This window comes from Rhizobium laguerreae (assembly GCF_019778565.1).
Classification (GTDB): Bacteria; Pseudomonadota; Alphaproteobacteria; order Rhizobiales; family Rhizobiaceae; genus Rhizobium; species Rhizobium laguerreae.
Map to the genome: position 1 here is coordinate 133,154 of NZ_JAAXQT010000009.1, position 20,991 is coordinate 154,144.

Annotated in this window: 18 protein-coding genes and 1 pseudogene; 3 read left to right on the forward strand and 16 right to left on the reverse strand. The window is 60.8% G+C overall.

From position 1 onward, the window contains the following. Position 1 precedes the first annotated feature (1 nt). Both HFO71_RS25545 and HFO71_RS25550 read right to left on the reverse strand, forming a co-directional pair. The gene (locus HFO71_RS25545) at positions 2 to 901 is read right to left on the reverse strand and encodes an ABC transporter permease (RefSeq protein ID WP_221988566.1); all 900 of its coding nucleotides are present in this window, start codon (positions 899 to 901) and stop codon (positions 2 to 4) included. 37 nt (positions 902 to 938) lie between these two features. Then, the gene (locus HFO71_RS25550) at positions 939 to 2,027 is read right to left on the reverse strand and encodes an ABC transporter ATP-binding protein (RefSeq protein ID WP_206113882.1); all 1,089 of its coding nucleotides are present in this window, start codon (positions 2,025 to 2,027) and stop codon (positions 939 to 941) included. Between the two features lie 549 nt (positions 2,028 to 2,576). Here HFO71_RS25550 and HFO71_RS25555 point away from each other — a divergent pair. After that, on the forward strand, positions 2,577 to 3,596 hold the full coding sequence (locus HFO71_RS25555) for a GntR family transcriptional regulator (protein WP_029875715.1): 1,020 nt from the start codon (positions 2,577 to 2,579) through the stop codon (positions 3,594 to 3,596). Positions 3,597 to 3,618: 22 nt separating this feature from the next. Here HFO71_RS25555 and HFO71_RS25560 read toward each other — a convergent pair whose 3' ends face one another. Genes HFO71_RS25560 through HFO71_RS25580 form a run of 5 tightly spaced genes read right to left on the reverse strand, consistent with a single transcriptional unit; the run spans position 3,619 to position 7,874 of the window. Next, positions 3,619 to 4,590, reverse strand: coding sequence for a 5-oxoprolinase subunit C family protein (locus tag HFO71_RS25560; protein ID WP_168255583.1), 972 nt, complete (start codon positions 4,588 to 4,590; stop codon positions 3,619 to 3,621). After that, positions 4,580 to 5,455 (reverse strand): 5-oxoprolinase subunit B family protein, encoded by an 876-nt coding sequence (locus HFO71_RS25565; protein ID WP_221988567.1) that lies wholly within the window; start codon positions 5,453 to 5,455, stop codon positions 4,580 to 4,582. Before HFO71_RS25565 ends, HFO71_RS25560 begins: the two co-directional genes overlap by 11 nt. Next, on the reverse strand, positions 5,455 to 6,840 hold the full coding sequence (locus HFO71_RS25570) for an acetyl-CoA carboxylase biotin carboxylase subunit (protein WP_131663438.1): 1,386 nt from the start codon (positions 6,838 to 6,840) through the stop codon (positions 5,455 to 5,457). Before HFO71_RS25570 ends, HFO71_RS25565 begins: the two co-directional genes overlap by 1 nt. After that, positions 6,837 to 7,079: an acetyl-CoA carboxylase gene (locus tag HFO71_RS25575; protein WP_131641092.1), complete on the reverse strand. Its 243-nt coding sequence runs from the start codon at positions 7,077 to 7,079 to the stop codon at positions 6,837 to 6,839. Before HFO71_RS25575 ends, HFO71_RS25570 begins: the two co-directional genes overlap by 4 nt. Positions 7,080 to 7,097: 18 nt before the next feature. After that, positions 7,098 to 7,874 carry a 5-oxoprolinase subunit PxpA gene (locus HFO71_RS25580; RefSeq protein WP_131641091.1) on the reverse strand — a complete coding sequence of 259 codons (777 nt, stop codon included), beginning with the start codon at positions 7,872 to 7,874 and terminating at the stop codon, positions 7,098 to 7,100. Positions 7,875 to 8,125: 251 nt separating this feature from the next. On the opposite strand from HFO71_RS25580, the gene HFO71_RS25585 reads away from it, so the two are divergent. After that, positions 8,126 to 9,034, forward strand: coding sequence for a LysR family transcriptional regulator (locus HFO71_RS25585; protein ID WP_131641090.1), 909 nt, complete (start codon positions 8,126 to 8,128; stop codon positions 9,032 to 9,034). 213 nt (positions 9,035 to 9,247) lie between these two features. Here HFO71_RS25585 and HFO71_RS25590 read toward each other — a convergent pair. The 8 genes and pseudogenes from HFO71_RS25590 to HFO71_RS25625 all read right to left on the reverse strand — a co-directional run. Beyond that, positions 9,248 to 10,963 (reverse strand): annotated as a pseudogene (locus tag HFO71_RS25590) (PhoX family protein); the annotation flags it as partial. Positions 10,964 to 11,029: 66 nt separating this feature from the next. Beyond that, complete coding sequence (locus tag HFO71_RS25595) at positions 11,030 to 13,144, reverse strand: carboxy terminal-processing peptidase (RefSeq protein ID WP_221988568.1); 2,115 nt, start codon at positions 13,142 to 13,144, stop codon at positions 11,030 to 11,032. A 147-nt stretch (positions 13,145 to 13,291) separates the two neighbouring features. Next, positions 13,292 to 13,771, reverse strand: coding sequence for an MEKHLA domain-containing protein (locus tag HFO71_RS25600; protein ID WP_165503781.1), 480 nt, complete (start codon positions 13,769 to 13,771; stop codon positions 13,292 to 13,294). A 119-nt stretch (positions 13,772 to 13,890) separates the two neighbouring features. Beyond that, a complete protein-coding gene (locus tag HFO71_RS25605) occupies positions 13,891 to 15,081 on the reverse strand; it encodes a M20 aminoacylase family protein (RefSeq protein ID WP_131641087.1) in 1,191 nt (396 codons plus the stop codon). Between the two features lie 69 nt (positions 15,082 to 15,150). Next, positions 15,151 to 15,930 carry an amino acid ABC transporter ATP-binding protein gene (locus HFO71_RS25610; RefSeq protein ID WP_131641086.1) on the reverse strand — a complete coding sequence of 260 codons (780 nt, stop codon included), beginning with the start codon at positions 15,928 to 15,930 and terminating at the stop codon, positions 15,151 to 15,153. Further along, positions 15,927 to 16,856 (reverse strand): amino acid ABC transporter permease, encoded by a 930-nt coding sequence (locus tag HFO71_RS25615; RefSeq protein WP_131641085.1) that lies wholly within the window; start codon positions 16,854 to 16,856, stop codon positions 15,927 to 15,929. Before HFO71_RS25615 ends, HFO71_RS25610 begins: the two co-directional genes overlap by 4 nt. Further along, the gene (locus tag HFO71_RS25620) at positions 16,853 to 17,743 is read right to left on the reverse strand and encodes an ABC transporter substrate-binding protein (RefSeq protein WP_131641084.1); all 891 of its coding nucleotides are present in this window, start codon (positions 17,741 to 17,743) and stop codon (positions 16,853 to 16,855) included. Before HFO71_RS25620 ends, HFO71_RS25615 begins: the two co-directional genes overlap by 4 nt. Positions 17,744 to 17,817: 74 nt before the next feature. Continuing rightward, positions 17,818 to 18,780 (reverse strand): substrate-binding domain-containing protein, encoded by a 963-nt coding sequence (locus tag HFO71_RS25625; protein WP_221988569.1) that lies wholly within the window; start codon positions 18,778 to 18,780, stop codon positions 17,818 to 17,820. A gap of 99 nt (positions 18,781 to 18,879) precedes the next feature. On the opposite strand from HFO71_RS25625, the gene HFO71_RS25630 reads away from it, so the two are divergent. After that, positions 18,880 to 20,205 carry an aminotransferase-like domain-containing protein gene (locus HFO71_RS25630; RefSeq protein WP_131641082.1) on the forward strand — a complete coding sequence of 442 codons (1,326 nt, stop codon included), beginning with the start codon at positions 18,880 to 18,882 and terminating at the stop codon, positions 20,203 to 20,205. Between the two features lie 57 nt (positions 20,206 to 20,262). On the opposite strand, the gene HFO71_RS25635 is transcribed toward HFO71_RS25630, so the two are convergent. After that, positions 20,263 to 20,985, reverse strand: coding sequence for a response regulator transcription factor (locus HFO71_RS25635; protein ID WP_003562390.1), 723 nt, complete (start codon positions 20,983 to 20,985; stop codon positions 20,263 to 20,265). Between the last annotated feature and the right edge of the window lie 6 nt (positions 20,986 to 20,991).

Sequence of the window (20,991 nt, forward strand, 5' to 3'; positions counted from 1 at the left end):
GTCAGAGCTCCTTCCTGAGGTCGACGACGCGCAGGAGTGCTGCGACGACAATGCCCATGAGCACGGTAAGCACGACGCCGACGACGGCGGCGAAGGCCCATTTCAGCGATCCGACCTGGGTGACGATGATATTGCCGAGGAGGTTTACCTTGCGGCCGGAGAGGGCGGCGGCGGTCGCGAACTCACCAAGCACCATGACGGAGACGAAGATCGCGCCGACCACCACGCCCGGCATGGTGAGCGGCAGGATGATGGTGCGGAAGATGCGCCAGAAGCCCGCACCGAGATCCTGCGCCGCCTCGATGACGCTCTGGTCGATGCGGCCCATCATGAAGGCGATCGGCCCGACCATGAAGACGCAATAGATCTGCGTCATGCCGATGATGACCGAGAGTTCGGAGAACAGCAGCACCTCGATCGGCTGATTGATGATGCCGAGGCCCTGCAGGATGAGATTGATCGCCCCCTCCTTGCCCAGCATCGGCCGCCAGGCGAGCACGCGGATCAGGAAGGAGGTCCAGAAAGGGATGACGCAGAGGACGAGAAGCGCCGTCTGGATCGTCTTGTTCTTGACGAAGAGGCCGACATAGAGGGCTGCCGGATAGCCGACGACCAGAGTCGAGACAAGCACGATCAACCAGATCCTGACCGTCGTCCACAGCGCGCTGAGATAGGTGTCCGTGGTGAAGAAGGTCACCCAGCTCTTGATGGTCAGATCAGGCGTGATCTTGAAGGTGGTCTGCGTCCAGAAGGACACGTAGATCATCATCAGGATGGGCGTTACCAGGAAAAGCAGCATCCAGATGACGCCCGGCGCCAACAGCCAGAGCGTCTTGCCGGATGCGTTCCTGAACGGTTCCACGGTGGTCTCGGTCTCGGCTGTTGTGGCACTTATCGACATCAATCAGTCTCCCGTCCCGCGCTGCGCGGTAAGAGTGTCAGGCGTAAACGAGGGCATCCCGGCGCTTCCAGACGAGCGCGTAGCGCGACTGCGGCCGACAGGCAGGTGGCAGGCTCTGGCTGAGATGCGATTCCACTTCGAAGACGCGACCGTCATCGAGCGAGAAGAAGGAGTTTATCGCGGCGCCCGAATATTCGTCGGCGACGAAGGTCGCCTCGAGCTTCACCTCGTCATCGGCAACAGGCGCTTCGGCCGGGCGGATCGCAACACGGTCGTAGCGGATCGCGTAGCCGGTGCGGTCGTCGCGGAACTGCATTTGGTCGCCGAGCGGGAAAGCACCATAGGGACCGAGGAAGCTCTCCCCGGCGAGCCGGCCTTCGAAAAGATTGTAGCAGTTGAGAAAGCCCGCCACCGACAGCGACTTCGGCTGGTTGTAGATCGTATCGGCGTCTGCCGCCTGCGCGATCCGGCCGCTGTCGAGCACCAGCACCATGTCGCCCATGGCAAGCGCCTCGCTCTCGCTGCCGGTCACGTGCAGGAAGGTGACGCCGCAGCGTTCGCGGATCAGCCTGAGCTCGCTGCGCATGCGGGCACGAAGATTGGCGTCGAGTGCGCCAAGCGGCTCGTCGAGCAACACCAGCGACGGTTCGGTTACCAGCGTGCGGGCCAGCGCCACGCGCTGCCGCTGACCGCCAGAGATCTGCGCGACGCCACGATCCTCAAGGCCCGATAGGCCGACAAGCGCAATCATGTCCTTGACCCTAGCCTGCACGATAGCAGGATCGGTCACCGGATTTTCGACGCGGTTTTCCAGCCCGAAAGCGATGTTCCTGGAGACCGACAGATGCGGAAAAAGGGCAAAATTCTGGAAGACGAAACCGATGTCGCGCCGGTGCGGCGGTACCGTCTCGATACGCTGGCCCTTGAAGATCACCGTGCCGGAGTCCGGCTGCTCGAAACCGGCGATGACGCGCAGCAGCGTCGTCTTTCCCGATCCGCTCGGCCCCAGAAGCGAAACGTAGCTGTCGTTCGGCAGCGACAGGTCGATGCCGTCGAGCGCGTTCAGCGTACCATAAGCCTTGGTGACACCTGCGAGCTTGAGAACCGAAGACAAGAGCCTCTCCATTTTGCACCAGCCACGGATCGCTCCTATGCCGCCGCGCGCCTTGCGAAACGGCAGCCGAAATCGTTCGTGGGCGGCAAGGCACACGACGGAAGATCGATCGGCAGTCTGACGTTTTTTGTCGTTCACCCTCGGAATGCTTCTAGCAGCGTCCCTATGCAGAATTGATGACATAAATGATTTTTGTATTCAATAGGCTTTTCATGAAACAGTCGACATTTTGTGCAGAGCAACAACAAATCACAAAATCGGGGCATTCATGCAGGGATCCTGAAAGGAACGAGATGCGCGGTTATGCGCGGCTTTTCAGCGAATCGTTGCCAGAAACCGCGCATTTCTGCATCATCCGAGCCTCGACGCGAGGGCTGTTCGCCCCGTCTGACCATCTGCAGGGCAAAATGGCCTAGACGAAGATGAAATGCCGCCTCACGCGACGCTCTGCGAGAAAATGCAATTTTGGTATGCAAAAGACATTTATTTTGACATAGTCCGGAACGGCAAAATACACTAAAGAGAATTCCGACTTTGTTGCCATCCGCGATTGGATGGAGGATGCCCCGCCCAATGATACGCAATCTCCCAGCACAGACGGCCCAGCGTCGGTACGAGATTGCCGAGCATATCCTGCGCGACAATATCGTCGGTGGACAGTTGCCGCTGGGTCTGGTCCTGCTCGAGGGGCCGATCGCCGATATTCTCCAAACCTCGCGCGCGCCGGTGCAGCGCGCCCTCCTCCGTCTGGAGGCCGATGGCCTCGTCCACCGTTTCCAGGGACGTGGCTTCCTGGTCGGCCCTCAGGATGAGGGTCTCACGCCGAACCGCACGGACATCAAGTCCTTTGGCCTGGTCATAGCCCAGCATGCCGATGAGGCGTTGCAAAGCCGGTCGTCCTGGGCGCGCATCTACAACACCGTCGAGCGCGACGTGGCCGGCTGCGTCGTCTTTGGCCAGTACCGCATCATCGAGATCGAACTCGCCAATCATTTCAAGGTCAGCCGCACGGTGGTGCGCGACGTCCTCAGCCGGTTGCAGGAGCGCGGCCTTGTCCGCAAGAATCAGAGCTCCCACTGGATCGCCGGTCCGCTGACGGCCCAGACGATCAAGGATCACTTCACGCTCAGACGCATGCTGGAGCCCGCGGCGCTTAAGGCTGGCGCTGCCGCCGTCGATCGCGAACGCTTGACCGAACTCTTCACCCGCTTGGCCGGTCTTGAAGCTTCGCAGCCGGTCGACCACCTCGAAAAGCTCGAGGAACTCCAGGAGCAGATGATCGACATCTGCGTGCTGACGACGGCAAACGAGAAGACGCGGGAACTGATCCGCAACAACCTTTTGCCCGTCAACGCCGCTGAGCGGCTGCTGCGTCATCTCGGCCTGCCTGATGATCCGACCGCAATCACCGAGATGCGGCTGATCGTCGAGCTTTTGATGCGCGGCGCCGTCGATGCGGCCGCGGCCATGCTGGAGACCCATCTCGACGCCTCGATGAAGCGCATGATCGCCCAGATGAAGATCGTTGCCATCATCCCTGGCCCCAGCGTGACTGCCGATTACCTGACGCACGTCGAGTGATCGACCGGCCCTCATCATCACCTCACGACAGGCTTTGGCGCAGGCGGTCGAGCAGTGCTGCTCGATCGGCCCTCGCCTTCAGCGCTTCGTCCATCGTCACCTCGACAAAGCGCGCCGGCGTATGCGGCTGCAACTGGCCGATGAGGTCCATGTCCGCCGAGATCACCGTGCCGACCATGAAATAGCCGCCGCCAGAGACCGCGTCGCGATGGAGGATGATCGGCTCCGTCCCGCCTGGTATCTGGATCGAGCCGTAGGGATAACAGCTGTCGACGATGTTCGACGGATCCGAACCGGCGCCGAAGGGCTGCTTGCGGTCCAGAAATTCGAGCCTGCGCCCGCCGCGGAAGCGGTAGCCCATGCGATCGGCCTCAGGCGCCACCTTCCACTCGTCGGCGAAGAAGCTCGCCTTGGCGGCATCCGTCAGCCGGTCCCAGTAGAGCCCTGGCAGCACGCGCAGCTCTGCCGGGGTTCGGGGCTTGCGCCGCAGCTCTTCGGCGACGGTTTTTCCTTCTTCGGCAAGGTCGGCCTTTCCGACCGGCAGTTCGTCACCGGCCGCCAGTGCCCTGCCCTTGAAGCCGCCAAGCGCACCGATCGGATAGGTGGAGCGACTGCCCAGTGCTTCCGGCACATCGATGCCGCCCGAGACCGCGATCAGAATGCGCGCGCCGGATTTCAGGAAGTCGAAGCTCAGCACCTGGCCGGCCTTGATTTTGAAAGCCGTCCAGCCGTGCTGCGCCACACCATCGACCTTGGCCGGCATGTCGGCGCCGGTGATAGACACCAGAGCATCCTCGGTGAATTCGAGCTTCGGTCCCATGAAGACCGCCTCCAGACCCGCCGCCCCTTCGTCGTTGCCGACGAGCAGATTGGCGGCGCGCATGGCGTAGCGGTCCATGGCGCCGCCGATCGGGATGCCGAGGTGGAAATAGCCCGGACGGCCGAGATCCTGAACGCTGGTCGACAGTCCCGGGTGCAGCACCTTAATGGCCATGGAGAACGCCCTCCAGCGCGGCGTTGTAACCGTCGATATCCTTGCTGAATTCGCGAAGGTCGAACCGGACCTCGCGGATCGGCGGGCTGAAGAGCCTCTTGTCGACCTCTTCGACTGCCGTGTCGTAACCGTCGCGATCGACCGGTTTGAACTTGACGATATCGCCAGGACGGAAGAACACCATGAAATCGCGCAGGTAACTTGTTTGCTGCGTCGGGTCGAAGATCGGCATCGGCGTGACGCCGAACATCTGGTAGCCGCCGGCGCCGCGCACCGAATAGATGCAGCCGAAGCAGCCGCCATGGCCGACCGTCAGTTTGGGCGTATCGGTGCGCGGTCTCAGATATTTCGGCACTTCGATCTGCCGCTGCCGCTCGACCATCTGGTACATGAAGGGTAGCCCGGCCACGAAGCCGACCATCGACACGAACCAGGGCGAACCCGCATGCGCGGCAACGAAATCCTCGACAGCGCCATAGCCATTGATCCGCGCAGCATAATCGAGATCGGTTCCACCAGGATCCTGATGCCGCTCGCGAAAGCGCATCAGCGTCTCGTGCGTCCATGGATCATTGTAGAAGACCGGGATCTCGATGATGCGGGTCCTCAGGACCGGCTCGGATTTTTCCGCAACGCCCTCGATCGCCTGGACCTCCTGCAGGATGTCGTCAGGCTTGATGAGATCGGGATTGAACTTCACCTGGAAGGAGGCATTGGCCGGGCAGATCTCGGTGACGCCCTTGATCCGGCTTTCGCGGACCGCCGTCGCCATGGACAGGCTCTTGAAGAAGGCCTCGAGTGACATCTCGTTGCTGCATTCGACGAAGAGGTGTTCGTCACCTCCGAACGTATATCGCGCAGGCATCAGGCGACCTCCTGGGTCCGGCCGGCCGAAGCGGGGAAATCGTGCTCCAGCCATTGTTCGAGAAAGCGGGTATGAAAGGCGCCGGTGGCGACGATTGCGGCGCGGGCGAGCGCCAGATGCAGCGGCACTGTCGTCGGCACGCCTTCGATGGTGAGTGCCGCGAGCGCTGCGGCGAGCTTTTCAAGGCAGGCCTCGCGTGTCTCTGCGTGCACGATCAGCTTGCCGAGCAGGGAATCGTAGAAAGGCGGGATCGTGTAGCCCTCGTAGAGCATCGTATCGAACCGGATGCCCTCGCCTTCCGGAATGGACAGCGACGTGATCATGCCCGGCGACGGCTGGAAGGCCTTGAACGGATCCTCGGCATTGATGCGGCACTCGATCGCATGGCCGCTGACCGCGATGTCTCGCTGTGCGACCGAAAGGACCGCGCCGCCCGCGACCTTGAACATCTCCTGCACCAGATCGAAGCCGGTGATCATCTCGGTAACAGGATGTTCGACCTGGATGCGGGTGTTGACTTCGATGAAGTAAAAGTCGCCCGTTTCGTCGTCGTAGAGATACTCGACCGTGCCGGCGCCGCAATAGCCGACCTCGCGCGCGAGCGCCACCGCACTCATGCAAAGCCGTTCGCGTATGTCGGCAGGCAGCAGAAAGGCGGGCGCCTCTTCCCATACCTTCTGGCGCCGCCGCTGCAGCGAGCATTCGCGTTCGAAGAAGTGCACGAAATTCTGTCCGTCGCCGAAGATCTGCACCTCGACGTGCCGGGCGCGGCCGATGACCTTTTCCAGATAAAGTCCGCCGTCGCCGAAAGCGGCCAGCGCCTCGGCCGAAGCCAGCGGAAGCTGCTGCTCGAGCTCGGCGATGCTGTCGGCGATCCGGATGCCGCGTCCGCCGCCACCGGCCGCTGCCTTGATCATCAAGGGAAAACCGATCTCGCCTGCGAGCAACCGCGCGTCGTCGAGCCCGGCGACACGCCCGTCGCTGCCGGGTACCGTCGGTACATCTGCGCGTTTTGCCACCTGCCGCGCCGCAACCTTGTCGCCGAGCGTGCGGATCGCATCGCCGGAGGGGCCGATAAAGATCATGCCGGCGTCGCGCACCGCATCGGCGAAATCGCCGTTTTCGGACAGAAAGCCGTAGCCCGGATGCACGGCATCGACGCCGGCCGCCTTGGCGGCGGCGATCACTGCCGCAATATCGAGATAGGATTTCTTCGGCGCCGGCGGGCCGATGTTCACCGCCTCGTCGGCAAGCCGCACCGCCTGCATATCTGCGTCTGCTGCGCTATACACCTGCACGGTCCGGATGCCGAGCGCCTTCGCCGCCTTGATGACGCGAACGGCGATCTCCCCGCGATTGGCGATGAGCACCGAGCGGATCGTCATGCCTCGACCTCCGCGATGATCTGCCCGGCCATGACAGGCTCCTCATTATCGACGAGGAAGGTGATCGTCTTGCCGGTAACACCGGCCGGAACTTCCTGGAATGTCTTCATCACTTCGATCACGCCGATCGTCTCGGCTTCGGTGACGTCATCACCGTCCGCTTTGAAGGGCGGAGCATCGGGCGCGGAAGCCCGGTAGAAAGTGCCCGGCAGGGGCGAACGAATTTCAATCTTGCTCATGGTCGGTCTCCGCAAAATCTATTGGCCAAGGATCTGCGACACCGGCGCGATCCGGATTCCCGCACCGATCAGAAGCTCGCGCATGCTGAGAACGATATCGAGCGCGCCGAGCGTATCGGAATGAAAGCAGATGGATTCAAAGTCGATGTCGATATCGTTGCCCGTGACCGTGCGGACCTTGCCTTCCTGGCAGGCGCGCAGGACTTTCTGCGCCAGCACCATCGGGTCCGGGCGGCCGGCATCGCGAGTAAAGACGATCGAACCGCTGTCGTCGTAGTCGCGGTCTGCGTAGAATTCGCGCACCACAGGCTGGCCGGCATCAAGCGCCGCCCTGTGCGTCGCCGAGCCGCCCATGCAGAAGACAAAGGCGTTCGGCGAGACGGTGCGCAGATACTGGACGAAGATCTGTGCGAAATCCGAATTGACCGCCATCTCCATGTAAAGCGCGCCATGCGGCTTGACATGCTGCACCGGCACGCTGTGACGGCGGGCGAACTCGCGCAGCGCCCCCACCTGGTAGATGATGTCGTTGACCAGTTCCTTGCTGCTGCCGACAATCTTGCGGCGGCCGAAGCCCTGCAGGTCGTTATAGCCGGGATGCGCGCCGATCCCGACGCCATGGGCGGCGGCCAGTGCCACGGTCTCGTCGATGAGGTTCGGGTCGCCCGCATGGAAGCCGGTGGCGATATTGGCCGAGCTGATGTGAGAGATCAGCAGCGAATCCTGCGTATCGCCGATCCGCCAGCGACCGAAGGCCTCTCCCATATCGCAGTTGATGTCGACGATATCTTTCAAACTGTCTTCCCGCCATTGTCATCTGACGAAAACGTACGCGACGAAACGGGAATTGAAAAATTCAATTTTTGCGCCATCGTTATCGATAAAATAGATACTAGCGCTCAAATCAAAGGCAAAAGCGTTTTGTTTATTTCCAAAGAGTTAGTTTGATTTCGCCTCCGAAGTGCGAGGCCCTGCGCATAAACTAAATGCAGCCGATCGGATTTTTTGAGGTTGAATTCAGATAAATTGATGGGAAATACCGAACCATGAGCCTCAGTTTCCGCCAACTCCGCTATTTCGTCACAACGGCCGAGCAGGGACAGATTTCCTATGCGGCTGCACAACTATCTATCTCGCAATCGGCAGTAACGACCGCAATCAAGGAACTGGAAAAGTCAATCGGCGTCGCACTGTTTACCCGCATGCCACAGGGCATGGAACTGACCGTCGCTGGCCGGCAGTTTCTTTCCTACGCCTACGAGATCCTCGCCAAGGTCGATGAGGCGACGCACCTCAACTATGTCAGCAGCGACATCGAGGGCGATCTGACTGTCGCGGCCACCTACACCGTCATCGGCTATTTTCTGCCACTCCACATCGAGCGCATGCGCCGGCTCTATCCCAAGCTCCGTATCCAGCTTTACGAGGTGAACCGCGAGTCGATCGAGGAAGGCCTGCTGGTCAACCGCTACGACATTTCGGTGCTGCTGACCTCGAATATCCTGAATAACGCACTTACCACAGAGACGCTTTTGCGTTCCGTCCGCAGGCTCTGGGTGCCGGCGCAGCATCCGCTGCTGAAGCGCGCGGGCGTTGGCCTGCAAGACGTCGCCGAGGAGCCCTACATCATGCTGACGGTGGACGAGGCGGCCTATTCATCATTGAAGTATTGGAGCACGACGCCCTATCAACCCCGCGTGATGCTGCGCACCTCGTCGATCGAGGCGGTACGCTCCATGGTCGCCAACAACCTCGGCGTGGCGATCCTGTCCGATATGGTGCACCGCCCCTGGTCGCTGGAAGGCCGGCGGATCGAGACGATCAACATCACGGATCCGGTGCCACCGATGGATGTCGGTCTCGCCTGGCGCGCCAACACCGACTTCACTCCGGCCATGCATGTCTTTCGCCGATATTTTCAGCAGGCTTTCGGCCTGCCGGGCACCAATGGATAAACTCTCATTCGTGGAAAGATCTATGATTTTCGGGCCTGCTACGGTCTGTGTGTAGCTCGAAAACCTAAACGGCGACGCAGCGTGAACAGGTGCAGATAGCTTCAAAAAAAAGGGCGCCGGGATGATGCCCTCATCCCGGCAGCTAACTGGCCTTCACAGCTAGCTGGTAGCCTGACTACCACTCCCATTGCGCCTCGACGCCGCGTTCAACCGTCAGACGGCAATCTTGCCGCCGCCGGCCTTGGTGATTGCAACGACCGCAGGTCGCACTGGCATGTCGGGCTTGAAGTCCGGCCAGCGGGTCGAAAGGTCCTCGTAATAGGACGGGCGGCCATGGCCCGGCCAGTCCTCGCCGCCATCGGCGGGATGCTGCACGGCGACGAAAGCGGTCTCGTCGTCCGGCGTGAAAAGCGGGCCGCACATTTCGGCGCCGACCGGCACGCGGAAGAACAGTTTCGAGGTGGCGCGCGCCGCCCCTTCCGTATCGACGGCCCACAGACCGTCGGTGCGGCCGGTGGCCTTGTTGTTGTTGCCGTCGGTCGACACCCAGAGGCGGCCGGCAGCATCGACGGCGCAGTTGTCGGGCATGCCGAACCAGCCGTTCTTGGTCGTCTCGGTCGAGAAGGTCGCACCGACGGCCGCAACCGAGGGATCGCCGCACTTCAGCAGCACTTCCCACTTGCCTGATGTGGCAGTGAAGTCGCCGTCGTTTTCAGAGATCTCGATGATGTGGCCGAAGGCGTTTTCCGCGCGCGGGTTGGCGGCATCAACCTGGTCGGCCTTGCGGCGGGTGTTGTTGGTCAGCATGACATAGACCTTACCGTTGACGCCGTTCGGCTGGACGTCTTCCGGGCGGTCCATCTTGGTGGCGCCGAGCGCGTCACCGGCGCGACGACATTCGATCAGCACGTCGGCCTGGCTGGTGAAACCGTTTTCCGCCGTCAGCGGACCCTGGCCGAAGACCATCGGCAGCCACTGCATGGTGCCGTCCTCGTTGAACTTGGCGACATGGAGCGTGCCGCTGTCGAGCAGGTTCATGTTGGCGGCGCGATCATTCGGGTTGAATGTCCCGTCGGTCACGAACTTGTAGACATAGTCGAAACGCTCGTCGTCGCCGAGATAGAAGACGACTTTGCCGTTCTTGGCGACGATCGACTCGGCGCCCTCATGCTTGGTGCGGCCGAGCGCCGTGCGCTTCTTCGGCGCCGACGTCGGGTCCATGACGTCGACCTCGACGATCCAGCCGAAACGGTTCGGCTCGTTCGGCTCCTTGGAAAGATCGAAGCGGTCGTAGAAATTGGCCCACTCGTAGGCGCCTTCCGGAACGCCGTAACGCTTATAGTTCGGGGCTTCCTTGTGGCCTTCCGGCAATGCGCCGGAGAAATAGCCGTGGAAATTCTCTTCGGCCATGATGTAGGTGCCCCAGGGCGTCACGCCGCCGGCGCAGTTGTTGATCGTGCCGATGGCGCGGGTGCCGGTCGTGTCGGCACTGGTCTTCAGGCGATCGTTTGCGGCGGCGGGGCCGGTAATTTCCATCGGCGTGTTGGCGGTGATGCGGCGATTATACTTGCCGTCGGCGACGACCCGCCACTTGCCACCCGTCTTGCGGATCTCGACGATAGTGCCGCCGTGGGCCGCCATCTCGACATCCACCTGTTCCTTGCTGAGCGCGCCCTGCTTGATCTTGCCGTCGACCACCTGGACGAGGCCGGGGAACATCAGATGCGGGTTGGTGTATTCATGATTGACGACGAGCAGGCCGTGCTCGCTGGATCCTTCGAGCGGAATGAAGCCGACATAATCATTGTTGTAGCCGAACTGCTTGTTCTGTGCATCGGCCGTCTGCTTCGCCGGATCGAATTGCGGGGCACCCGGCAGCACGGCATCGCCCCAGCGCAGCAGAATTTCGGCATCATAACCTTCAGCGATAATGCGGTAACCGGGCCGGTGGCTTGCAGATCCTGATCGTGGACCCGTTGCGCCGTTCCGGTACGACTACTTTCCGTCCGTGTTGCCCGATTGTTTTGCGGCTGCCTTGAGCACGCCTTCCTGCAGATCCGCCTCGTCTGCAAGAATGGCGGCGGCCTCGTTCAGCAAGACGTCTTTTGCATTCTTGCGGGCATTCTCGATGGCAATATCAGCGCTCAGGCTGCGCTCGCCTGCCTCCAGGCCGTCATCTCCAAGATCCTCGCCATCCCCTGCTTTCGCTCGATCCTTGAACCGTTTCTCGCGAGCCGTCGCTTCTTTGCGACGTTCGACTTCATTGAGGGAAACGACCCCTTTTTCGCGCTGCACCTTGAGGTCGGCAATGTCTTTTATCAGGCGTTGGTAGTCCGGATCGCTCTCAACCCGCGCATCATGGCGGCTTTGCAATGTCGGCAGCAACGTCGTGACCGTGTCGACAGCCGTGTACTTCGCAGGTTTGATCTGCGCCCACGGCAGGGCATTGTCATAACTGGTCTCGCCGAAGCTCGCCGGATCGAAAAGTCCTGGCAAGCTGATATCGGGCGTCACGCCGTGCAGCTGCGTCGTACCGCCGTTGACCCGGAAAAACTGGGCAATCGTCACCTTTAGCTCCCCTAACTCGGGTTTGCTGTTGCGGACGATCCGGTCAAGATCGACGACGGTCTGAACGGTGCCCTTCCCGAAACTTGGTTCGCCGACGATCACGCCTCGGCCGTAATCCTGGATTGCCGCGGCAAAAATCTCGGAGGCCGACGCCGACCCGCGATTGATCAGGACACCCACCGGGCCTGTCCAGACGGGCGCTGCAAGCTCCGAGCTCCTCACCTCGACCTTGCCATCGCTGCCGCGTTGCTGAACGACCGGGCCATTGCCGATGAACAGACCGGTCAAATCAATTGCCTCGTCCAATGAACCGCCGCCATTGTTGCGCAGGTCGATGAGAACGCTGTCGACTTTTTCTTCCTTCAGTTCGTCGAGAAGCTTGGCGACATCGCGGCTTGCGCTTTTGTAATCCTCATCCCCTTTGCGCTTGGCTTCAAAATCCTCATAGAATACCGGCAGAGTAATGATCCCGATTTTACGCGTGACGTCGCCCGCTTTTACGGACAGTACAGTCTTCCGGGCGGCCTGCTTGTCGAGACTGATCTTATCGCGCACCAGGCTGATGACGCGATGCGTGCCCTCAGCTCCGGCATCTGCCGGCAGGATGTCCAAACGCACGACGGAACCTTTTTTCCCGCGTATCATCTGCACGACTTCATCAAGGCGCGTGCCCACCACGTCCTTGATTGCGCCGTCCTTGCCTTGGCCAACGCCGGTAATTCGATCTCCGACCGAGAGCTTGCCGGACAGCTGTGCCGGCCCGCCAGGCACGAGCTCGCGGATCGTCGTGTAATCGTCGCGCTCCTGCAGGACCGCACCGATACCAAACAGCGAAAGCTTCATCGAGACATTGAAGTCGGCTGAAGCGGCCGTACCGAAATAGTCCGTGTGCGGATCGATCGACGTTGCGTAGGCGTCCATGAACGATTGGAAAACGTCGTCGCTTTTGAACTTGTAAGCGCGCTCGAGTGTGTTTTCATAACGTTTGTCGAGTGTTTCGCGAATGGCCGCGTCGTTTTGGCCGCCCAGTTTCAACCGCAACCAGTCGCTCTTGACGCGCTTGCGCCAAAGCTCATTGCTCTCGGCCTCCGACTGCGGCCACGGCGCTTTATCGCGCAGCACCGAATAATCTTCCTGCGCGCTGAAATCGAAGTCCTGCTTAAGCAGGTTGCGCGCATAGTTCATGCGGTCGACAACGCGCTGCTGATACGCTTTGAAGATCGCAAACGGGATCTTCAAGTCTCTCTCCTCGATGGCATCATCGATCTCGCTGCGGTCGGACATGAATCCGTCGATGTCGGCTTGCAGGAAGAGCATGCGGTCCGGATCAAGTGACTTGATGAACCCATCCATGATCCTAGCCGACAAGGCGTCGTCGAGTGGGACGGGCTTGTAGCTATACCGCGAAAGAAATTGCGCGCTCAACTCAGCGGCTTGCGCCTGTCGCTTTAGCGGCGCCAGAGCAGGCGGTGATGCAACTTCAGCATATGCGGACTGTGCAATTGCAAGAAATGCACCAAGGAAAAAGTAGGCTATGCGCATTCAGCGTTGATCCAATTCTTGATGCCGAGTGTCGATGTGCGATCTATGTGACGCAATCATGGTTTTTTGGCAACCAAATGGCAAACGACATGGTTTGCAAAGCTGCGGACATATCCGGCGCCTGGTCGGCGTCTCCGCAGCCGGCGCTCAATCCGCCTGCACGTCTTGCCAGGAATCGAATGTCGCAGCCTGACCGCGACGGCATCCGCTGCGGTCGACAAGATCCCAAACGATGGCTTTTTCGATATAGAAACGCCGCCCTGACTTGGCGATGCGAAGTCCGCGGTAGTCGGCGATAAAGCCATTCGCCGCCACGGCATTCAACAACCTCTCACGTTCGGCGCGATCGGGCGCCTCCGCCGAAAGACGCGATGGCAAAGTGACGAACTCGTCCCATGAATATTCGAAGCAGGCCTGGGCAGCGCGGTTTGCGTAGATGAAGCGCGGATCGGCGTCGGTGTTGTGGGCAAGGACAACTGCCGGCGACCGGTCGTAAAGCCATTCGGCGCCTTGGCTTTCCGGCGCCAGACGGCGTCCTACGCTTCGTTCGAAGCTTTCCGCCATAAGGGCGTAAAATTCGGGGTCGTATGACAGGTCGAGTCCGGCGTCGTTATAGTTGGCAATCATGCTGCGCATCCTGCATTGCGGCGAGAGATGTTGACGTGATGGTCTCGCTACAAAATCCTTTTGCGCTACTGAAAGTGCAAGCTCCAAATGCGATGCCGTCAAACTGGGCGACCGGGACTTCATGCATCATCCTGGAGGTAGCGTTCCGCGAGCCTTGCCCACATGGCCGCGCCAACCGTCAGGCCGGCATCGGCGAAATCATATTTGGGGCTATGCAGCATGGCGGAATTCATGCCATTGCCAAGTCGCAGGAAGCTGCCCGGCTTGTGCTCGAGAAAGTGCGAGAAATCCTCGCTGCCGGGAATGAGCGGGCACGTCGCGACCTTGTCTTCGCCGACCAGTTCCATCGCGACGATCCGGGCAAAATCCGTCTCATCAGGCGAATTGACCACGACAGGATTGCCGCGATCGTAGTCGATTTCGATGGAAGCATTGTGCCCTTCTGCCACCGAGCGGGCGAGCTTGGTGATGCGTTGCTGCAGGAGGTCGCGAATGCCAGGCTCGAAGGAGCGCACGCTCAATGCGAGCTTGGCATATTCCGGAATGACATTGACTGCATCGCCGGCATGGATCGTGCCGACGGTGATGACCGCCGTCTGGGCCGGATCGAGGTTGCGCGAGATGATGGTCTGCAGCGAGACGACGAGGTTGCAGGCCACGACCACGGGATCGACGGTCAGGTGCGGCCGCGACGCATGGCCGCCTTTGCCCTTGATCGTAATCTCGACGGTGTCCGACGCCGCCATCATCGGGCCGGATCGCAGCAGGATGGTGCCTTCGGGAGCGCCGGGGTGGTTATGCAGGCCAAAGATCGCGTCGAACGGAAACCGCTCGAACAGGCCGTCGGCGATCATCGCCTGGGCGCCGCTATTCTTGCTCGCCTCTTCCGCCGGCTGGAAGATCAGCGTCACCGTGCCGTTGAAGCGGCGGGTGCGGGCGAGATATTCGGCTGCGCCGAGCAGCACGGTCGTGTGGCCGTCATGACCGCAGGCATGCATCTTGCCGGGGGTGCCGCTGGCATAGGCAAGTCCGGTTTCCTCGACGATCGGCAGCGCATCCATATCGGCGCGGATGGCGATGCTCTTGGTGCCCTTGCCCGCGCTGAGTCGGGCGACGACGCCATGACCGCCGACATTGCGGGTCACGTCATATCCCCAGCCTACCAGCTTTTCCGCGACGTAACGGGCCGTTTCCGCTTCTTCGAAGGAGAGTTCCGGATGAGCATGCAGGTATTGGCGGGTCGCTTTCAGCTCCGCCTCCATGGCTTCGAAGTCGGAAACGCGGGCATAGGCATTGTCGAGCGTGGGCATGAAAACATCCAGTCTTGATCGAAAAGGGCATTGCTCCGGCCTAAGTGTCGAAGCAGAAGCTGACATCAGTCAGAGAAAACGGGCGAGAAAAGCCTGGGTCCGGGGATGTTGCGGATTGCCGATAACATCCTCGGGCTTGCCCATCTCGACGACATTGCCGCCGTCCATGAACACGACCCGATCGGCTGCCTCACGGGCGAAACCGATCTCGTGGGTCACGACGATCATCGTCAGGCCCTGTTTGGCGAGATCGCGCATGGTGGAGAGAACTTCGCCGACCAGCTCCGGGTCAAGCGCCGAGGTGGGCTCGTCGAACAGCATCAGCTTCGGCTTGATCGCGAGGGCGCGGGCGATGGCGACGCGCTGCTGCTGACCGCCGGAGAGCTGGCGGGGATAGCTGCCAGCCTTTTCCGACAGACCCACCCGCTCCAAAAGCCGCAGGGCGTTCTCGGTTGCGGCCGTGCGGCTTTCTCCGTGCACGCCGATCGGAGCCTCGACGATGTTCTGCAGCACCGTCATATGCGGATAGAGATTGAACTGCTGGAACACCATGCCGATCTTGCGCCGCTGGCTGGCGATTCCGTTGCTGGACAGCTTTTCCAGTCGGTCTTTGCGAAGGCGATAGCCGATCTGTTCGCCATCGACTTCGATGAACCCTTTGTCGATCGCCTCGAGATGGTTGATGCAGCGCAGGAAGGTCGATTTTCCCGACCCGGACGGGCCGAGCACGACGACGACTTCACCCGGCATGACGTCGAGGTCGATCCCCTTCAGCACTTCGAGCTGGTCGAAGGACTTGTGGACGTTGCGGGCTCTGACGAGAGGCTTTGCAATTTCGGCACCGGTCAATGGCTTGCCTCCTCGGCAAGGGTCTCGGATTTGGCGGCAGTGGCATTGTTGCGCCGTTCGCTGCGGCCGTAATAGGCCTCGATATAGCTCTGGCCGAGATTGAGGATGGAGGTGATAAGCAAGTACCAGAGGACCGCGACCAGCAGCATCGGCACGATCTCGAAGGTGCGATTGTAGATCGACTGGACGGAATAGAGCAGATCGGCCATGGCAATGACGCTGACGAGCGAGGTTGCCTTGATCATGCTGATCAGCTGGTTGCCCGTCGGCGGCACGATCGAGCGCATCGCCTGCGGAATGATGATCCGCCACAGCGCCCTCGCCTTGGTCATGCCGAAGGCTTCCGCCGTCTCGAACTGGCCGCGATCGACTGAGAGCAGGCCGCCGCGGATGATCTCGGCCATGTAGGCCGCTTCGTTCAAGGCAAGGCCGACGATTGCCGCCGTCATCGGCGTGATCACCGAATTGGTCTCCCAGCTGGCGAGGGTCGGGCCGAACGGAATGGTGATCGAAAGTTCGGGAAAGAGGGTCGAGAGATTGTACCAGAAGATCAGCTGCACCAGGAGCGGCGTGCCGCGAAAGAACCAGATGAACAGCGACGCCAGCGAACGTGCCAGCCGGTCATTCGACAGCCGGGCGATCGCCAGTCCGAGGCCGAGAACGATGCCGATGGCCATCGCGACCACTGTCAGGCCCAGGCTGACATAAAGGCCACTGATGACAGTTGGATCGAAGAAATAGGTCGCGACGACCGGCCAGCCGAAATTCTCGTTATGAGCGACGATCCACAGGAAATTCGCGGCAATCAAGAGCACGGCCACCCATAGGACGAGCCGGCCCGTTTGAAAGGGCTTGTGGGCATGGGCAACGTCCCGGAAGTCTGCACCGCCCAAAGGCGGTGCAGCAGTCGTGCGATCGTTGCTCATTTCGGCAGGGCTCCACCAAGATTGATGCCGGGCTGCTTGATCATGTTGTTCTCAAGACCCCACTTCTTCATGATGGCGGCATAGGCGCCGTTATCCATCAACGCCTTGATCGAGTCGAGCAGAACGGGGCCGAGTGGCGAGCCCTTCGGCACGACGGCGCCCTGATAAAGATCCTCGAACCCGTTTTTCTGGCCGACGCCGCTCAATTCCAGCTGGCCATTTGCCTGAGACACGAAATAGGTCAGCGGTGCCTGCGAGGAGAAGAAGGCATCGGCGCGTTTGGAGCGGACTGCCAGGATCGAGCTCGGCTGATCGGTATAGGACTGCACTTCGGGCGCAGACTTGCCGTCCGTCTTGCATTTTTCAACCTGGGCCTGGATCACCTTTTCGGCGGAGCCGCCGGCCATAACTGCAATGCGATTGCCGCAGGCGCTTTCGAGCGAGGTGATGGCCTTCGGATTGCCCTTCTGGACGGAGAAGACCACGTATTCCTGAACCCAGTCGACGAAATCATTGGCCTCTTCACGGCTCTTGAAGTCACCGATCGGGCCGAAGGCGAACTGGTATCGGCCGGAATTGATGCCGGCGAGCAACGCGCTCAACCCGCTGACGGTTTCGTGCTCGATCGTAACGCCGAGCATCTGGCCGATTGCATCGGTCAGATCGGCGCTGGCGCCGGTCAATTTCGTACCGGTGACGATCTCATAGGGAGGAAAGGAACCGTTGTTGACGGAGATCATCTTGCCGTCCGTGCGGATCTTCTCCGGCAGGCGGGCGCGAAGAGCGTCGTTGACGGTCTGCTTTGGCACGGCCGCCTCCTGGGCGAAGACCGACGTCGTCATCATCAGACCCAGCAGAGCGGCGGAAGCGATCAGTTTCGAATGCATGTCATTCCCCTTTTTGGTTTTGCGAAAATGGTAATTCAGCGATGAGGCCTGCGAAGGGTTTCCCAAGGCCTTGTTCATCGGGCTTTGGTGTGCCACGGAAACAGATCGGCGGGCGTCAAAAGGCGCGGCATGATCTTCTGTTCGTAGAGTTCCTCGGCAAAGTCGGCGATCATTGCCTCGTTCTCAGCAAGCCCGCTGGCTCTCCAGGTCGGCGGCAGATCAGCCGCGCAGCGGCGCAGTTCGTCGATCAACCAGGGCGTGGTGTCGGCGTATTTCTCACGCTTTTCCAGCCACAGACGCTGGGACTCGTCGATCAGCGCACTGAGTTCATCCATGATCCAGGGATGCTCCTGGACGATATCAGCCTTGAAGCCGATCAGATGCATGCCCGGGATGTAGCCAACTTCGTGGAAGTAAGCGACTTCAGCGGCGCGGAAATCATCCAGCACTTGGCGGAGCGGCGATTCCTGATCAAAGAAACCTTTCGGCATGAAAGGCGTGAACACAGCATCGAGCCCGCCATCCAGCAAGAGATCGACCATCGGGCGCTCGCCGGGAGCAGCCTCGATGCGGCCAGGCCGTCCAAAACCATCGAGACGGTCGACGATCGGATGAGCCTCCGTCAGGCGCCCGGCATACCACATGGCATCCTCAACGCCGACGCCTTCCCGGCGCAGAGCGGCACGGGTCCAGGTATTTCCGGAATCACGCCAGCCGGTCACGCCGATGTTCTTACCGGCCAAATCGGACAGCTTGCGGATCGGACTGGCCTTGGCGGTGATAATGCAGCGATGGCGGAAGCCGCGCATGATGAAGTTCGGCATGCCAATGACCCGATCATCGCCCTCATGACGCATCTGCGAATAGCGGCTGAAGGACATTTCCGCGGCGTCATGCGCTATGTCATCGGCAAGGTTGGAGACCAGCGTGCCCACACGATCCACTTTGATATCGAGGCGGGAAGAGCTGACATCACCGAGCACAAGCGGTGTCATGTAATCCCAGTCTCTAAGGGCGATGCGAAGCGTCACAGGCATGCAAAAACTCACAAAATTGCTCGACGAGGGGCAAATTAAATGTTCAAAATGGTGAGTACAAATGTTATTACGTTATTGAACATTTAAAGTGAGAAAAAAATGGGCGACGCGGTCGAAGCCTCCTGGTTTGCCGAAAAAATAGCCGACCGGAGCATCAGGGGGATCGCTCTCGAAACGAGTGCGCTGATCCGTGCCGGTGTCCTGCCCATTGGGACGCGCCTGCCGGCGATCCGCGATATCGCTTACGAATTGCAAGTCAGTCCGGCAACAATCTCCGAAGCCTGGAGCGAATTGCGGCGGCAGAAGATCATCAGCGGCCGGGGGCGCAACGGCACCTGGGTCAGCGGCGACCGCTTTGTCGCCAAGCCGGAACGTCTCGCCAGCTCGGGAAATTATGCGGCAGGTGTGCTCGACCTCACCTTAGCCGGACCGGATGCAGCACTTCTTCCTCGTCTCGCCGAAGCAATGGCCTATGGCGCGTCCGTTGATGACCTCAACAGCTATGAGCGCAGCCGGATCGTCCCTGAGTTGAAGGACGCCGTTTCAGAGCGATGGCCCTATGAGGCGGAAGCCTTTCTGGCCACCAATGGCGGTTACAACGCCGTCTATACGATATTGCATGCACTGGTGTCCTCAGGTTCGTCGGTCGCGATCGAACATCCGACCGCGATGCGGCTGCTCGATATTCTGGAAGATCTCGGCGTGAAAATCATCCCTGTCGCCTGCGACGGCGAAGGCCCCCTGCCGGAGTCGCTGCGCGAAGCATTGCAGCAGCGTCCGACGGCTTTTCTGTTCCAGCCGCGGCTGCATTCGGTGACCGGCGTTACGGTCAGTTCATCCCGCCTCGATCAGCTCGGAGATGTGCTGGAAGACAGCGATACGCTTGTCATCGAGGATGACGGCGTCGGCGACGTGTCAGCGGCACCTCCGCAGTCGCTGGGCGGCCGGTTTGCGGAGCGGACGATCCATATCCTCTCACTCTCGAAAAGCCTCGGCCCGGATCTGCGTCTCGCGGTCCTGTCGAGTTCCGCGCCGATCGTCGACCAGATCCAATCTTACCGTTCCTTCAGCGCCGGCTGGACCAGCCGTATCCTCCAAGGTGCCTCCGCCTGGCTATTGCGCGATCCGGCAACCTGGCAGCTCATCGCCGAGGCGCGTGAGATCTATCAGCAGAGGCGGGACGCTCTTGCCGACGCGCTCGGCGAACGGGGCATAGCGATACCGGCGGGCCAGGGCCTATGCCTCTGGGTGCCCGTCGTCTCCGAACCATTCGCGATGGTGACGCTCGCCGCACGCAATATCGCCGTCAATCCGGGCAGCAAATTCTCGGTCCTGCCAAGCAGTCATATCCGTGTCGCGACCAGCACGCTCGGCGATCGCTACGAGGAAGCCGCCGATGCGATCGCGCTGGCTCATGCGCCGTGAAAGGCAGGGCCGCAGCCCGCCTCTCTGATCCCCAGTCATTCCTCCCATGTCTGGAAACTACTTTCCCTCCAGCCACTCCTGCAGCTCTGCCTCGGCCCGCTCCAGAGCGCTATAGTTCAGGAGTTTGCGCAGGAAAGCGACGGTGACGGCGCGGGCGCGCAGATTGAAGCGGCCGTCCTCGTGGTCGTCGCCAGCGCTCTGGTAGACGTCGAGCTTGTCGTAGAGCTGCTGCAGGCGGTTCTGCACGCTGCGCAGCGAAAGGCCCCGACGTTTGGCGATGGCCCGGTCGGTGAGGCCAAGCGCGATATCGACGAGGATCTCGTATTCGGAATCGGTAAAGCCGTTCGTCTGGCCGAGGCTCTTCTGCTGCAGGCCCCGCACCTCGCGGTCGATGACGCATTGGCTCTCGATGAAGATCGAGCGTAGCGCAAGTTTCAGTCGCTCGTCGGAGGCGGATTTCAGCACATAACCATAGGCGGCGCCATCCGGCACGATGCGGGAGACGCCGCGCACATAGGCCTCGTCCGAGTAATTCGACCAGAACAGGATCCGGGTCTCCGGCCGCTCCTTCCAGATGGTGCGCGCCGCTTCGATGCCGTTGCGGTTCGCCATCTGCAGGTCCATGACGATATGCGCCGACTTGTGGTCGCGGGCGAGCTTCTCGCCGACGGTTCCGTTCTCCGCCTCGATCACCGTGTCGCATTCCGGCAGAGCCGCGTTGACCGCCTCGTGCAGATAGGACCGGTGCAGCGGGTCGTCCTCGACGATCAGAACCTTCATCATGCC

Bases quoted from the DNA above. Each gene is read 5' to 3' on its own strand.
- HFO71_RS25545 (WP_221988566.1), bottom strand. From the start codon at position 901: ATGTCGATAAGTGCCACAACAGCCGAGACCGAGACCACCGTGGAACCG.
- HFO71_RS25550 (WP_206113882.1), bottom strand. From the start codon at position 2,027: ATGGAGAGGCTCTTGTCTTCGGTTCTCAAGCTCGCAGGTGTCACCAAG.
- HFO71_RS25555 (WP_029875715.1), top strand. From the start codon at position 2,577: ATGCCCCGCCCAATGATACGCAATCTCCCAGCACAGACGGCCCAGCGT.
- HFO71_RS25560 (WP_168255583.1), bottom strand. From the start codon at position 4,590: ATGGCCATTAAGGTGCTGCACCCGGGACTGTCGACCAGCGTTCAGGAT.
- HFO71_RS25565 (WP_221988567.1), bottom strand. From the start codon at position 5,455: ATGCCTGCGCGATATACGTTCGGAGGTGACGAACACCTCTTCGTCGAA.
- HFO71_RS25570 (WP_131663438.1), bottom strand. From the start codon at position 6,840: ATGACGATCCGCTCGGTGCTCATCGCCAATCGCGGGGAGATCGCCGTT.
- HFO71_RS25575 (WP_131641092.1), bottom strand. From the start codon at position 7,079: ATGAGCAAGATTGAAATTCGTTCGCCCCTGCCGGGCACTTTCTACCGG.
- HFO71_RS25585 (WP_131641090.1), top strand. From the start codon at position 8,126: ATGAGCCTCAGTTTCCGCCAACTCCGCTATTTCGTCACAACGGCCGAG.
- HFO71_RS25595 (WP_221988568.1), bottom strand. From the start codon at position 13,144: ATGCGCATAGCCTACTTTTTCCTTGGTGCATTTCTTGCAATTGCACAG.
- HFO71_RS25600 (WP_165503781.1), bottom strand. From the start codon at position 13,771: ATGATTGCCAACTATAACGACGCCGGACTCGACCTGTCATACGACCCC.
- HFO71_RS25605 (WP_131641087.1), bottom strand. From the start codon at position 15,081: ATGCCCACGCTCGACAATGCCTATGCCCGCGTTTCCGACTTCGAAGCC.
- HFO71_RS25615 (WP_131641085.1), bottom strand. From the start codon at position 16,856: ATGAGCAACGATCGCACGACTGCTGCACCGCCTTTGGGCGGTGCAGAC.
- HFO71_RS25620 (WP_131641084.1), bottom strand. From the start codon at position 17,743: ATGCATTCGAAACTGATCGCTTCCGCCGCTCTGCTGGGTCTGATGATG.
- HFO71_RS25625 (WP_221988569.1), bottom strand. From the start codon at position 18,780: ATGCCTGTGACGCTTCGCATCGCCCTTAGAGACTGGGATTACATGACA.
- HFO71_RS25630 (WP_131641082.1), top strand. From the start codon at position 18,880: ATGGGCGACGCGGTCGAAGCCTCCTGGTTTGCCGAAAAAATAGCCGAC.
- HFO71_RS25635 (WP_003562390.1), bottom strand. From the start codon at position 20,985: ATGAAGGTTCTGATCGTCGAGGACGACCCGCTGCACCGGTCCTATCTG.